This window comes from Clavibacter michiganensis subsp. tessellarius (genome assembly GCF_021922985.1).
Classification (GTDB): domain Bacteria; phylum Actinomycetota; class Actinomycetes; order Actinomycetales; family Microbacteriaceae; genus Clavibacter; species Clavibacter tessellarius.
In genome coordinates, this window is sequence record NZ_CP040788.1 from 1,611,281 (window position 1) to 1,624,924 (window position 13,644).

Here is a 13,644-nt window from a genome sequence, read left to right on the forward strand (position 1 = left end):
CTGGTTAGGCTGGCCGCATGGCGACAGTGATCCTCGTGCGGCACGGACGCACCACAGCGAACGCGACCGGGATCCTGGCGGGGCGCACCCCCGGCGTCGACCTCGACGACACCGGGCGCGAGCAGGCGGACCGCACAGCCGAGCGGCTCGCCGCGCTGCCGCTGGCGGCCGTCGTGTCCAGCCCGCTGCAGCGCTGCTGGGAGACGGCGCAGCGGATCCTCGACCGGCAGACGGGTAAGCCCGCCCAGCCCGTCGACCCCGACCTCACCGAGTGCGACTACGGCGACTGGCAGGGCCGCTCCCTCGCCGACCTCGCGAAGGAGGACCTCTGGTCGCGCGTGCAGTCGCACCCGTCGTCGGTCGTCTTCCCGGGCGGCGAGTCGATGGCGGGGATGCAGACGCGCGCGGTCGCCGCGATCCGCCGTCACGACGCCGCGATCGAGGCCGAGCACGGGCCGGGCGCCGTGTGGGTCGCGGTCAGCCACGGCGACGTGATCAAGTCGATCCTCGCCGACGCGCTCGGCACGCACCTCGACCTCTTCCAGCGCATCGACGTGGGCCCGGCGTCCGTCTCGATCGTGCGCTACGGCGCGAGCCGGCCCACCGTCCACGCCACCAACAGCGACGCGGGCGACCTCTCCTGGCTGGCCGCGGCCGTCGGATCCGGTGACGCTCCCGTGGGCGGCGGCGCCGGGCACGCGACGCGGTGATCCACCGCGCCTAGAGTGGAGGCATGCCCACACGAGCCCTCGAATTCGACTGGCCCGACCGGGCCGTGGTCGGCACCATCGGCCTCCCGGGCGCCCGCACCTTCTACTTCCAGGTGCGCTCCGGTCCCCAGCTGGTGACCATCGCCCTCGAGAAGCAGCAGTCCTCCCTCCTCGCGGAGAAGATCGACGAGATCCTCGACCAGCTCGTCACCGTCGAGGGCAACCCCTTCAGCGTCCCCACGAGCACGCCCCCGGAGCTCGTCGACAACGACCCGCTCGAGGAGGTCGACGAGCGCTGGCGCACCGGCGCCATGGGCCTCGGCTGGGATCCGACGACGGCGCAGATCGTCATGGAGGCCTACCCCCTCGCGGAGGACGACGACAGCGACGACTTCGATCTGCCCACCGACGACGACTCGGACGCCACCGAGATGCTCGTGGTGCGGATGCCCGTGGGCGCGGCCCGCGCGTTCGCGAGGCGCACCCACGAGATCGTCGGCGCCGGCCGCCCCATCTGCGCTCTCTGCGGCTACCCCATCGACCCCGACGGGCACATCCACACCTTCCCCGACGAGTGATGTCCGAGACGGACCTCGCGAACGCCGAGCTCACGCTCACCGGCCGCATCCGCACCGCGTCGAACGCGACGTTCCTCGGCACCATCGGCGACGTCGAGGTCGTCTACAAGCCCATCCGCGGCGAGAACCCCCTGTGGGACTTCCCCAACGCGGTGCTCGCGCATCGCGAGGTCGCCGCCTACCTCGTCTCCGAGGCGCTCGGCTGGGGCATCGTCCCGCGCACGTGGCTCCGCGACGGCCCGGCGGGCGAGGGCATGGTGCAGCTCTGGCAGGACGAGGATCCGGACCAGGACGCCGTGGACCTGATCCCCGCGGCCGAGATCCCGGAGACCGGCTACCGGACGGTCCTCGGCGGCGAGGACGAGGAGGGCAACACGGTCGCCCTCATCCACGAGGACACCCCGGCGCTGCGCCGCATGGCCGTCTTCGACGTGATCGTCAACAACGCCGACCGCAAGGGCTTCCACGTGCTCGCCATGCCCGACGGCCACCGCTACGGCGTCGACCACGGCCTCACCTTCCACGAGGACCACAAGCTGCGCACCGTGCTGTGGGGGTGGGTCGGGGATCCGCTGACGGCCGAGGAGCTCTCCGGGATCGATCGGGTGCTCGCGGGGTTGGATGGGGAGCTCGGGCGGGAGCTGAAGGAGCTGCTGACGGCCGAGGAGATCGCAGCGTTTAGGGCTCGTTGCGCGCGCCTGCGTGTGGCGGCGAGGTTCCCGGCCCCGGCGGGTCAAGCGCCTGCCGCTCCCTGGCCCCTTTTTTGACGCAGTTCCAGGCGTCCATCGAGGCAGACGACGCGCCGCCACTCTCAATGCCCCCACGTCGACGAATTTAGTGACCTAAGACTTAGCGGAACGCGCCTAAAGGGGAGTGTCTTTCTAGTGCCCAATACTTTACCAGTGAGTCTTCATTGCGCGACGCCGAGCCTCGAATCGATGGCTTCAAGCCCTTCCCGTTAAGAGCGCGTCTGTTTCCATGGGGCAGCACTCAATGGCGTTTTTTTCTGCTCTCGCAGTTGCACGGCGTCGTCCGCTCTGACGATACCCACCATTGCCCTCAGAAGCCACAAAAGCCGAACTGACGCATGAAGCGCCAGCAATACTGCTGCCTCCAAGAGCCACGGAGCGACGTACAGCACTGGAGTGTAAGCGAAGATAGATGCCACTAAAGACAACCCGGCAGCATAAAGCCCGGACGACGTCGTGGAAGTCCAATTTCGAGCCAAGCTTTTTCCACCGCCAATACGGAATCGCCGAAATTTGTCGCCAGTCGCCGTGAGGCCGAATATCACAACCACGCCAGCCAAGCCAGAAACGATGGCTGCAGTACCCAGGAACCCAAGGTATACGCCCGCTTGATCCGAGGGATCCGCCGCCAGGAAGTCACCCCATACGTTCGGGACCCAAGTGGCCAGCGTCGCCAAGCCGTGGAGCGCGACGACCGTAAGCCCCAGAGCGTTGACGAGCCATGGGTGGTCCGCAACGTTCGGTCGCTTGCTCATCTCACCTGCCTTATTCCAGACGATCCCTGAATCGTCTTATAGCCTCCGCCACCGCATGCAGCACGGCCGTGGGAGTCGGCTCCTCGTCCTCAGAGTCGCCCACCTCCTCTTCAAGGGTCACTCTGTCAATATCGAAATCAACGTGATCCTTCACGACTCGTCCCTGCCCGTCAGGCACGAGCAATGTAGCAACAGCTTTCTGAAAGCCCCCCGCCCCGACGATGTCGCGCACTCCTGCCACGAGAGCCTCGGCGCCATCATCATCGGGCCTCGCGTTGCCAAAGCTGACGATGAGTTCGACAGACACGCCACCACTACCGATCTGCTGCACATCCTGTATGGCACGACCGACATCCGAAGAGGCATCCATGGAGCTGACAGTCGCGCTGTCAACTTTCAAGTGAATTCGGGACGCCCCCATCGCTTCCTGTAGGCGCTCTAGCTGGTCCCGCCGAGCATACGGCCGAAGGATGAGTCTATTTTCTGATAATTCGTACCCTGCCACTGAGGACAACCAAGCCTGTAATGCCTCTTTAGAGGGGCCGTTTGAGGACTTAAGCACCGCGACGTAGTTCTCGCCCTCCATATGAATGGGAACCACATAAGCAGGCTCAATGACTGCACCTACCGCGCCCGTCGAAGCTAGCGAGCCGTGCTGCCCAGTGAGGTTCCGAATGTCAGGCCAATCGGCTCCCGGGCGTAGCTTGCCGAGGTAGAGGTAGCGTACCGCCGGCGAGCGGTGGTCACGAATCTCACCCTCGTACTTTCGGCGCCGGAACTCGTTGCGCAAGTCCTCCGGTTCGCGCTCGGCAAGGAAGTCGAACAGGTCAAACCACCAACCCGCTGCCAGTTCCGTGATCTGGTTGTCTTGGTCCGCCGTCACGACGTCATAGAAATACACCGTGCGCGCCTTGCCGGCCACGTTGCCTCCCGCTGTGGTTACTGTTGTTAACAGTCATCGTGGCACAGCACGTGCTCGGGCGGTGCACTTGCGGCAAAATCTTGTTGCCCATTTGCGCGTGATAGTTGGTACCTACGGTCGATGCCCGCAGCTTTTCGGGGCGTTGGCAGTGCGACTTCCCCGCCCCGGACGCCCCCGATGGAACCCGCCTCGAGGCCAGAGACGCTTCAGCCGCTTCTAACGACAAGTGGGCAAACTTAGTTACAACCTATGCAGGGACAACACGAACGTACTGCCACCGCACGCACTGAAGCATGAGCGGTTGCCCAGATGTCACCGTTTTTGCGAAGCAACGTCAAGACACCAGACGAGGGGCTACCGACCAACAGGCCGGGCCAGTACGGCCCAAACAGCTTCGGCGTCCTGCGATCCCCTGACTTGGCGGGCCCCTCGCGGACAGTCGGTGTCGACTTTTTGACGGTTTGGGGCCAAGACGTCAGTTGTTGAACCGGAACTCCACCACGTCGCCGTCCTGCATGACGTACTCCTTGCCCTCGATGCGGGCCTTGCCCTTGGAGCGCGCCTCGGCGATGGAGCCGGTCTCGACCAGGTCGTCGTAGGAGATGACCTCGGCCTTGATGAAGCCCTTCTCGAAGTCGGTGTGGATCACGCCGGCCGCCTGCGGGGCCTTCCAGCCACGGCCGATGGTCCAGGCCCGCGTCTCCTTGGGGCCCGCCGTCAGGTAGGTCTGGAGGCCGAGGGTCTCGAAGCCGATGCGGGCGAGCTGGTCGAGGCCCGACTCCTCCTGGCCGGTGCTCGCGAGCATCTCGGCAGCGTCCTCGGGGTCGAGCTCGATGAGCTCCGACTCGATCTTCGCGTCGAGGAACACGGCCTGCGCGGGCGCCACGAGTGCGGCCAGCTCATCCAGACGACCCTTGTCGCCGAGCACCTGCTCGTCGACGTTGAACACGTAGATGAAGGGCTTGGCCGTCAGCAGGCCGAGCTCGCGCACCGGCTCAAGGTCGATGGACGACGCCGACAGCGGCTTGCCCGAGTCGAGCCACTCGCGCGCGGCCTTCGCGGTCTCGAGCACGATCGACTCGATGCGCTTCGTCTTCAGCTCCTTCTCGTAGCGCGGCTCGGCGCGCTCGAGGGTCTGCAGGTCGGCGAGGATCAGCTCGGTGTTGATGGTCTCCATGTCGCTCGCGGCGTCGACGCGACCGTCGACGTGCACGACGTCCTCGTCCTCGAAGCCGCGGACGACCTGCGCGATCGCGTCGGCCTCGCGGATGTTCGCGAGGAACTGGTTGCCGAGGCCCTCGCCCTCGCTCGCACCGCGGACGATGCCCGCGATGTCGACGAAGGAGACGGGAGCCGGGAGGATCCGCTCGGAGCCGAAGAGGCCGGCGAGCACCTCGAGGCGCGGGTCCGGCAGGTTCACCACGCCCACGTTCGGCTCGATCGTCGCGAACGGGTAGTTCGCGGCGAGCACCTGGTTCTTGGTCAGGGCGTTGAAGAGCGTCGACTTGCCGACGTTGGGGAGACCGACGATCGCGATAGTGAGTGCCACGGGAGTCCATCGTACGGGGCCCTCCGGCTCCTCCCCCGCCCGCGCCGGGCTGGGCTGTCCCGGGATCCGGCGTCGGTCGTGCGTGGAACACTCGAACCCATGCCGTTGGACTTCACCGCGATCGACTTCGAGACCGCCAACAACTCGTCGGCGAGCGCCTGCTCGGTGGGTCTCGTCAAGGTGCGCGACGGCGTCGTCGTCGAGACCGCGTCGTGGCTCATCCAGCCACCCGCGGGGCACGACTCCTTCTCGGTCTGGAACACGCGGATCCACGGCATCGTCGAAGACGACGTGGTTGGTGCCGACGGCTGGGCCGACCAGCTGCCGCGCCTCATGGCCTTCGCGGGCGACGACCACCTGGTGGCGCACAACGCGCGCTTCGACATGGGCGTCATCCAGGGCGCGTGCAAGGCGACGGCGCTCATCCCGCCGCCGTACTCCTACCTCTGCAGCCTCCAGGTCGCGCGCCGCACCTACGAGCTGGACTCCTACCGGCTGCCGGTCGCCGCGCGGGCCGCCGGGTTCGAGGACTTCTCGCACCACGAGGCGCTGGCGGATGCGCGGGCATGCGCCGCCATCGTCGTGCACGCCGCCGGCCGGCACGGAGCGGCGTCGCTGACGGGGCTCGCGGAAGCGGCCGGCGTCGGCATGGGCCGCATCGGCGCGCCGCGCACGCAGACCGTCACGCGCGCGTCGGCCGCCGCGACGCCGCCCATCGACTGGGCCTGATCCTCCCCAGGCGACCCCGGCCGGATCCGTCCCTCGGGCGCGCGTCCTGCGTCCCGGCCGTGTCGGGGGCCGCTGGCACACTGCACGCATGGATCCCGTCATCGCCCTCCTCGTCGGCCTCGTCATCGGCCTGGCCGTGGGTGCGGTGGTCGGGCTCGCCGTGTCCCGCGCCCGCTCGGGGGTGGATGCGCCGGGCTCCGCGGGCGAGGCCGCGCGCCTCGCCGCCGCGGAGGCCACGGTCCAGGCGCTGCGCGAGCAGCTGGATCGCACCGAACGGCTCGCCGAGGAGCAGGTCGCCCAGACCACGGCGCAGTACGCGGAGCGCGCGCAGGCGCAGGACGCGCTGCACCGCGAGCGGCTGGATGCGCAGGAGTCCCACCTCCGCGAGCAGATCGGCCAGCAGGAGGACCGCATCGCGGAGCTGCAGACCCGGCTGCGCGAGATCCAGCGCGCCGAGGTCGCCCGCACCGAGGAGGACGGCCGCGTGCTCACCGCGCTCAGCCCCGTCGCCGAGAGCCTCAAGCAGGTGCAGGCGAAGGTGCACGAGCTGGAGGAGCAGCGCCGGCAGCAGCACGGCGAGCTGAGCGAGCAGCTGCGGAGCGCCACCGAGGCGGAGGAGCGGCTGCGCGCCACGGCGGAGACGCTCGCCTCCGCGCTCCGCTCCAACAGCACGCGCGGCGTGTGGGGCGAGACGCAGCTGCGGAGCGTCGTGGAGGCGGCCGGCCTCATCCACCGGGTCGACTTCGACGTGCAGACCTCCGTGTCCACCGCCCAGGGCGTCGGCCGACCCGACATGGTGGTGCACCTGCCCGGCGGCAAGCACATCGCGGTGGATGCGAAGGCGCCCTTCACCGCGTACCTCGAGGCGAGCGCCATCCCCGCCTCCGCCACCGGGTCCGAGGGCGCCCGCCGCGACGCGCTCATGAAGCAGCACGTGCAGGCGGTGCGCGACCACATCACGGCGCTCGGCAGCCGCGCCTACTGGGAGGGGCTCGACGCGAGCCCGGAGATGGTCATCGCGTTCATCCCGAGCGAGTCGCTGGTCTCGTCGGCGCTGGAGGCGGATCCGAGCATCATGGAGTTCGCGTTCTCCCGCCGGGTCGCTCTCTCCTCGCCCGTCACGCTGTGGTCGGTGCTCAAGACCGTCGCGTTCAGCTGGCAGCAGGAGGTGCTCACGGAGGACGCGAAGCAGCTCTTCGACCTCAGCCGCGAGCTGCACGCGCGCCTCGCCACGAGCGGCGAGCACATCGCGAAGCTCGGCCGCTCGCTCACCGGCGCGGTGGGCGACTACAACCGCGTCGTCGGATCCCTGGAGCGCCAGGTGCTCCCCACCGCCCGCCGCCTCACCCGGCTCGACGAGTCCAAGGTCATCGGCACGCTCGAGCCGCTCGAGGCCACCGCACGCGAGCTCACGGCCGACGAGTTCACCCGTCCCGCGTCCCCGGTCGCGGACACCCCCGCTGGGTAGAGTGGCGACCACGCGGGGCCCGGCCGCGGGATGCGCTCCCACCGGCCCACGGGTCACCGCGACAGCCGCACGGCGCCGCCGTGGATCCGCCGAAGGAGATGCACCATGCCCGTAGCAACCCCCGAGCAGTACGCCGAGATGCTGGATCGCGCCAAGTCCGGTGCCTTCGCCTACCCGGCCGTCAACGTCTCGTCGTCGCAGACCATCAACGCGGTCCTCCAGGGGCTCACCGAGGCCGGCTCCGACGGCATCATCCAGGTCACCACGGGCGGCGCCGACTACTTCTCCGGCCACACCGTGAAGAACCGCGCGGCCGGCGCGCTCGCGTTCGCGCGCTTCGCCACCGAGGTCGCCAAGAACTACCCCATCACGGTGGCGCTGCACACCGACCACTGCCCGAAGGACGCCCTCGACGGCTTCGTCATCCCCATGATCGAGGCCAGCGAGGAGGAGGTCCGCGCGGGCCGCAACCCCATCTTCCAGTCGCACATGTGGGACGGCTCGGCCATCCCGCTGAACGAGAACCTCGACATCGCGACGGACCTGCTCCCCCGCATGAAGGCCATCAACGCGATCCTCGAGGTCGAGATCGGCGTCGTCGGCGGCGAGGAGGACGGGGTCAGCCACGACACCGGCTCGCACCTCTACACGACCCTCGAGGACGCCATCTCCACGGTCGAGGCGCTCGGCCTCGGCGACAAGGGCCGCTACATGGCCGCGCTCACCTTCGGCAACGTGCACGGCGTGTACAAGCCCGGCGGCGTGCAGCTGCGCCCGTCGCTGCTCAAGGAGATCCAGGACGGCATCCAGTCGAAGTACGGCACGGGCGAGAAGCCGTTCGACCTCGTCTTCCACGGCGGATCCGGCTCCTCCGACGACGAGATCTCCGAGGCCGTGCGCAACGGCGTCGTGAAGATGAACATCGACACCGACACGCAGTACGCGTTCAGCCGCTCCATCGCCGACTCGGTGCTCCGCAAGTACGACGGCTTCCTCAAGGTCGACGGCGAGGTCGGCGACAAGAAGACGTACGACCCCCGCGCCTGGGGCAAGACCGCGGAGTCGGCCATGGCCGCCCGCGTCGTCGAGGCCACGCGCCAGCTCGGCTCGCACGGCAAGTCGCAGAGCTAGCGCTCGCGGCGCGCGCCGCCGCGAGATGCGTCGCGTCGCGCACGACGGAGGGGCCGGTCCACCAGGACCGGCCCCTCCGTCGTTCGCGCTGGTGCGGCGGTCAGGGACCGCGGCTCGACATGATCTGCTGGAAGGCCGGGTCGGCCACGATCAGCGACAGCACCAGGAGGCTCGTGATCACGGTCGCGAGCACTGCACCCGCGATGGGCACCCAGAACGCGATGCGCTTGCGCTTCACGAGCTCGAGCGCGATCCACGCGGTGAGCACGAACACGACGATGTTCACCACGTTGACCGCGATGCCGATGACCGAGGTCTGCTCGGTCGCCGTGTACATGCCGCCGCCGAACAGCGCGTAGGACTGATTGATGGCCCGCGCCGGATCCGCGTTCGCGCCGATGCTGCCGACCACGTTCACGAGGCCCGCGGCGAGCAGGCCGATCGTGATGGCCGCGTCGAAGCGCCACGGCGCGCGGCGCGGCGCCTGTCCGGGGAGGTACCCGGGGCGGCCGGGCGCCTCACGGGGAGCGTCCGACGTCGGGGTGCCGTCCCGCTCGTCGCGGGCGGGTGCCGGTGCCTTCGCGGACGGCGTGCGCCGCGCCACGCGTCGTGCGGCCTCCGCGGCCTTCTCCGCCTCGCGGCGCTCGGCGAGCATCCGCTCGCGGGCGGCCTTGCGCTCCTCCGCCATCTGCTCGGCGAGGGTCTGCGGCGCGGACGCCTTGGCGCCCTTCTTCGCGCCGCGGCCGGCGGGGGCGGCGGGCGCGTCGCGCTCGGCCTGGGCACGCCGGTACTCCGCGGCCTCGGCGACGATGCGCGCATCCGCCTCCGACAGGCCCGAGGCGTCCGGGGACGACGACGACGGCGCCGCGTACTCGCCGAAGCGCGGAGCGGGTCGGCCGGGACGGCGCGTGCCGTCGTCGTCGCTCACGCGCGGGTGCGCCCGCCGATGGCGCGGGAGTCCGTGTTGCCGGACTGGTCCTTGCGCAGCTCCTTGGGGAGCGAGAAGACGAGGTCCTCCTCGGCCGTCACGACCGCGGTGACGTCGCCGTAGCCGGCGTCGGCCAGGTCGTCGAGCAGCTCCTGCACGAGGACCTCGGGCACGGACGCACCGCTCGTGACGCCGACCGTCTGCACGCCGTCGAGCCACTCCTGCTTGACCTCGGACGCGTAGTCGACGCGGTACGACGCCTTGGCGCCGTACTCGAGCGCGACCTCGACGAGTCGGACGGAGTTGGAGCTGTTCGCGGATCCGATGACGATCACCAGGTCGGCGTCGACCGCGACCTTCTTGATGGCGACCTGGCGGTTCTGCGTGGCGTAGCAGATGTCGTCGCTCGGCGGGTCCTGCAGGTTGGGGAAGCGGGCGCGGAGGCGGCGGACCGTCTCCATCGTCTCGTCGACCGAGAGCGTGGTCTGCGAGAGCCACACCAGGTTGTCGGGGTCCTTGACCTCGATGACGTCGGCGTGCTCCGGGGAGTTGACGACGATGGTCTGCTCGGGCGCCTCGCCCGCGGTGCCCTCGACCTCCTCGTGGCCCTCGTGGCCGATGAGGAGGATCTGCATGTCGGCCTTGGCGAAGCGCACGGCCTCGCGGTGCACCTTGGTGACGAGGGGGCAGGTCGCGTCGATGGCCTGGAGGCCGCGGTCCGCCGCGCCCTGCACGACGGCCGGCGAGACGCCGTGCGCGCTGAAGACGACGTGGGCGCCCTCGGGGACCTCGTCGACCTCCTCCACGAAGACCGCGCCCATGCGCTCGAGCGTCGAGACGACGTGCACGTTGTGGACGATCTGCTTCCGCACGTAGACGGGGGCGCCGTAGCGCTCCAGGGCCTTCTCGACGGCGACGACCGCGCGGTCGACGCCCGCGCAGTACCCGCGGGGAGCGGCGAGCAGGACCTTCTTGGGTCCTGCCACCGGGTTATCCTTGAGCCTGTTGCGGACGCCGGGCATCCGCGGCATCGACAGGCTGACGACGGGTGCTCCCACGAGTCGCTGGTCAGTGGTCGCTGTAGTCACGTGTCAATTGTATGCGCCCGATCTGGGCGTCGAGCGGGGTGGACGGATGAGCGAGACGCGCACGGTGTCGATGCCCGCGGCCGGTGCCCCCACGGTGGACGCGCCCTGGCCCGTCTCGGTGCTCTCCGGCAAGGTCAAGGGCTGGATCGACCGGCTCGGCACGGCCTGGGTCGAGGGCGAGATCACCCAGTGGGGCGGATCCGGCGGCAACGTCTACGGCAAGCTCAAGGACCTCGACGTCGACGCCACCATCAGCTTCACCGTCTGGTCGTCGGTGCGCGCGAAGATCCCCGCCGACCTCGGCCAGGGCGCCCGCGTCGTCGCGCTCGTGAAGCCCAACTACTGGGTCAAGGGCGGCACGCTCACGATGCAGGTGCTGGAGATGCGCCACGTCGGCCTCGGCGACCTGCTCGAGCGGCTCGAGCGCCTCCGCCAGACGCTGCGCGCGGAGGGCCTGTTCGACGCCGACCGCAAGCGCCGCCTCCCGTTCCTCCCCGGCTGCATCGGCCTCATCACCGGCAAGGACTCCGACGCGGAGAAGGACGTGCTCCGCAATGCGCAGCTGCGCTGGCCGAGCGTGCGCTTCCGCGTGGTCCACACCGCCGTGCAGGGCGACCGGGCCGCGGGCGAGGTCACGCGCGCCATCGGGGTGCTCGACGAGGATCCCGAGGTCGACGTCATCGTCGTCGCGCGCGGCGGCGGCGACTTCCAGAACCTCCTCGTCTTCAGCGACGAGCAGCTCGTGCGCACGGCGGCCGCGTGCCGCACGCCGCTCGTCAGCGCGATCGGGCACGAGGCCGACCGGCCGCTGCTCGACGACGTGTCGGACCTCCGCGCCTCCACCCCGACCGACGCCGCGAAGCGCGTCGTGCCCGACGTCTCCGAGGAGCTGTCGCGCGTGCAGCAGGCCCGGGCCCGCATCGGCATGCGGCTCACCAGCCAGGTGCGCGGCGAAATCGACCGGATCGAGCAGCTGCGGTCGCGCCCGGTGCTCACGAGCACGGCGTGGATCGTCGACTCGCGCGCCGAGGAGCTCGGCCGCTACATCGCCCGGTCCGCGGAGCTCGCCGGCCGCGTCGTCGAGCGCGGGATGCAGCAGACGAGCGAGCTGTCCCGGCAGCTCCGCACGCTCTCGCCGCAGCACGTGCTCGACCGCGGCTACGCCATCGTGCAGACGGCCGACGGATCCGCCCTTCGCGCCCCCGCCGACGCCCCCGACGGCACCGGCCTCGTGCTGCGCCTCGCGGCCGGCGCGCTCGGCGCCACCTCCACCGGCCCCACCGACGACATCCCGTCGTCGGCCGCGCGGCTGCCCGCCTCCCCCGCCGCGGGCGCCCGGCCGGCGTCCGGCGCCGAAAGCTAGGATCACCCCCATGCCCACCAGCCCCGCCGACACCGGCGCACGCCTGCCCGACGTCTCCGAGCTCAGCTACGAGGAGGCGCGCGACGCCCTGGTGCGCGTCGTCAACGACCTCGAGCAGGGCGCGTCCACGCTCGAGGAGTCGATCGCCCTGTGGGAGCGCGGCGAGGCCCTCGCGGCCCGCTGCGAGGAGTGGCTGCTCGGCGCCAAGGCGCGCCTCGACGCCGCCCGCACCACCGCGTCCGACGCCGGCTGACCGTGGCGAAGCCCCGCACGCCGAACGTCGTCGCCGAGCTCGGCCGCCCGGAGACGCCCGAGGAGACCGCCGCCCGCAAGGCCGCCGACTCCCGCCGCCACCGCGCGAAGCAGACGTTCCGCAACCTGCTCTACTCGCTCATCGTCACGGTCGCGACCGTCGCGGTCATCATCGCGCTGGTGCCGCGCTCGAACACCACGATCCTGCCCGACGTCGACTACGGCGCGGCGGCCGCCGAGGCGCAGGGCGGCTTCCCGACGCCGCTCGTCGTGCCCGACCTGCCGACCGCGTGGAAGAGCAACGACGCGGAGATCCGCCCGGCCGGCCGCGACGGCGTCGCCGTCTGGTACATCGGCCTCATCACGCCGAGCAACCGCTACATCGGGATCTCGCAGGGCATCGACGCGAACCCCACCTGGCTCGACGAGACGCTGCAGTCCGCGCCCGAGGTGAGCTCCGAGGAGATCGGCGGCCTCGAGTGGACGCTCTACGACAACGCGCAGGCGGAGGACCCGGGCAACGTCGTCCTGGCCGCGAGCGCGGTCGAGGGCGACAGCACCTACGCGATCTACGGCACGGCCGACGCCAACGAGCTGCGCACGGCGATCGAGGCGGTCGCCGCCGCGCGCGCCACCCCGGCCGGGTCGACGCCCGCGCCCACGGGCAGCGGCGGCACGAGCACCGACGAGACCACCACCAGCACCACCGCACCCGGGGAGGGGATCGAGGGATGACCGATCAGGACGAGACCGTGCAGGCGCCCGCCGAGGTGTGGGCCGAGATGGTCGAGGGCAACGCGCGCTTCGTCGCCGGCACGCCCGAGCACCCGCGGCAGGACGTCGAGCGCCGGGCCGCGCTCGCCCACGTGCAGCGCCCCGTCGCCGCGCTCTTCGGCTGCAGCGACTCGCGCCTCGCGGCCGAGATCATCTTCGACAAGGGGCTCGGCGACCTCTTCGTGATCCGCAACGCCGGCCAGATCATCTCGGACTCGGTGCTCGGCAGCCTCGAGTACGCCGTCGGCGTGCTGGGCGTGCCGCTCATCGTGGTGCTCGGCCACGACGAGTGCGGCGCCGTGCGCGCCGCCATCGAGAGCGCGGCGCCGGATGCGGAGGCGCTGCCGCCGCACATCGCGAACCTCATCTCCGCCATCGGGCCCGCCGTGCGCCGCGTGGCGGGCGACCCCGTCGTGCCCTCCGAGGTCGACGCCGGCGAGGTCGGCCGCGAGCACCTGCGCGGCACCGTGACCCGCATGCTGGAGGCGTCCGAGATGATCTCCGACCGGGTGGCGGCCGGTAGCCTGGCCATCGTCGGCGCCAACTACAAGCTCCTCGAGGGCACCGCGGTGCCCGACGTCATCGTGGGCGACATCCCTCGCTAGAGGGGCCGTCCGCACCGACCCCCTCACTCCGGGCCCCCGCGGT

At 70.4% G+C, this 13,644-nt stretch carries 15 protein-coding genes; 10 read left to right on the forward strand and 5 right to left on the reverse strand.

The genetic code is table 11. The features are described from left to right. Window positions 1–17: 17 nt before the first annotated feature. From FGG90_RS07335 to FGG90_RS07345, 3 genes are read left to right on the forward strand one after another with little or no spacing between them, the layout of a single operon-like run. Window positions 18–710 (forward strand): histidine phosphatase family protein, encoded by a 693-nt coding sequence (locus FGG90_RS07335; RefSeq protein WP_094128597.1) that lies wholly within the window; start codon window positions 18–20, stop codon window positions 708–710. 23 nt (window positions 711–733) lie between these two features. Beyond that, window positions 734–1,288 carry a DUF3090 domain-containing protein gene (locus FGG90_RS07340; protein WP_094128594.1) on the forward strand — a complete coding sequence of 185 codons (555 nt, stop codon included), beginning with the start codon at window positions 734–736 and terminating at the stop codon, window positions 1,286–1,288. After that, on the forward strand, window positions 1,288–2,055 hold the full coding sequence (locus FGG90_RS07345; RefSeq protein ID WP_094128591.1) for an SCO1664 family protein: 768 nt from the start codon (window positions 1,288–1,290) through the stop codon (window positions 2,053–2,055). The genes FGG90_RS07340 and FGG90_RS07345 overlap by 1 nt, the downstream gene beginning before the upstream one ends. A 191-nt stretch (window positions 2,056–2,246) precedes the next feature. On the opposite strand, the gene FGG90_RS07350 is transcribed toward FGG90_RS07345, so the two are convergent. The 3 genes from FGG90_RS07350 to ychF all read right to left on the reverse strand — a co-directional run bounded on the left by FGG90_RS07350 (window position 2,247) and on the right by ychF (window position 5,263). Beyond that, window positions 2,247–2,792, reverse strand: coding sequence for a hypothetical protein (locus FGG90_RS07350; RefSeq protein WP_133065153.1), 546 nt, complete (start codon window positions 2,790–2,792; stop codon window positions 2,247–2,249). Between the two features lie 10 nt (window positions 2,793–2,802). Further along, on the reverse strand, window positions 2,803–3,714 hold the full coding sequence (locus FGG90_RS07355) for a hypothetical protein (RefSeq protein WP_094128588.1): 912 nt from the start codon (window positions 3,712–3,714) through the stop codon (window positions 2,803–2,805). A 475-nt stretch (window positions 3,715–4,189) separates the two neighbouring features. Next, on the reverse strand, window positions 4,190–5,263 hold the full coding sequence (ychF, locus tag FGG90_RS07360) for a redox-regulated ATPase YchF (protein WP_094128585.1): 1,074 nt from the start codon (window positions 5,261–5,263) through the stop codon (window positions 4,190–4,192). Window positions 5,264–5,362: 99 nt separating this feature from the next. Here ychF and FGG90_RS07365 point away from each other — a divergent pair, with 99 nt between their 5' ends. From FGG90_RS07365 to fbaA, 3 genes are all read left to right on the forward strand, one after another. Further along, complete coding sequence (locus FGG90_RS07365; protein WP_094128582.1) at window positions 5,363–5,992, forward strand: 3'-5' exonuclease; 630 nt, start codon at window positions 5,363–5,365, stop codon at window positions 5,990–5,992. Window positions 5,993–6,080: 88 nt separating this feature from the next. Beyond that, a complete protein-coding gene (locus FGG90_RS07370; RefSeq protein WP_094128579.1) occupies window positions 6,081–7,460 on the forward strand; it encodes a DNA recombination protein RmuC in 1,380 nt (459 codons plus the stop codon). Between the two features lie 105 nt (window positions 7,461–7,565). After that, complete coding sequence (fbaA, locus tag FGG90_RS07375; protein WP_094128576.1) at window positions 7,566–8,591, forward strand: class II fructose-bisphosphate aldolase; 1,026 nt, start codon at window positions 7,566–7,568, stop codon at window positions 8,589–8,591. A 100-nt stretch (window positions 8,592–8,691) separates the two neighbouring features. On the opposite strand, the gene FGG90_RS07380 is transcribed toward fbaA, so the two are convergent. After that, complete coding sequence (locus FGG90_RS07380; protein WP_094128573.1) at window positions 8,692–9,519, reverse strand: DUF6264 family protein; 828 nt, start codon at window positions 9,517–9,519, stop codon at window positions 8,692–8,694. Further along, entirely contained in the window at window positions 9,516–10,550 is a 1,035-nt protein-coding gene (locus tag FGG90_RS07385; RefSeq protein ID WP_043560941.1) for a 4-hydroxy-3-methylbut-2-enyl diphosphate reductase, read from the reverse strand. The genes FGG90_RS07380 and FGG90_RS07385 overlap by 4 nt, the downstream gene beginning before the upstream one ends. Before the next feature lie 103 nt (window positions 10,551–10,653). Between FGG90_RS07385 and xseA the strand changes: the two genes are divergently transcribed. The 4 genes from xseA to FGG90_RS07405 are packed head-to-tail and all read left to right on the forward strand — an operon-like array spanning window position 10,654 to window position 13,601. Further along, on the forward strand, window positions 10,654–11,970 hold the full coding sequence (gene xseA / locus FGG90_RS07390) for an exodeoxyribonuclease VII large subunit (protein ID WP_094128570.1): 1,317 nt from the start codon (window positions 10,654–10,656) through the stop codon (window positions 11,968–11,970). Between the two features lie 10 nt (window positions 11,971–11,980). Then, a complete protein-coding gene (locus FGG90_RS07395; protein WP_012038920.1) occupies window positions 11,981–12,223 on the forward strand; it encodes an exodeoxyribonuclease VII small subunit in 243 nt (80 codons plus the stop codon). 2 nt (window positions 12,224–12,225) lie between these two features. Further along, window positions 12,226–12,957, forward strand: a complete 732-nt coding sequence (locus FGG90_RS07400; protein ID WP_094128567.1) for a DUF4245 domain-containing protein — start codon at window positions 12,226–12,228, stop codon at window positions 12,955–12,957. Then, window positions 12,954–13,601 (forward strand): carbonic anhydrase, encoded by a 648-nt coding sequence (locus FGG90_RS07405; protein ID WP_094128564.1) that lies wholly within the window; start codon window positions 12,954–12,956, stop codon window positions 13,599–13,601. Before FGG90_RS07400 ends, FGG90_RS07405 begins: the two co-directional genes overlap by 4 nt. Window positions 13,602–13,644 lie beyond the last annotated feature (43 nt).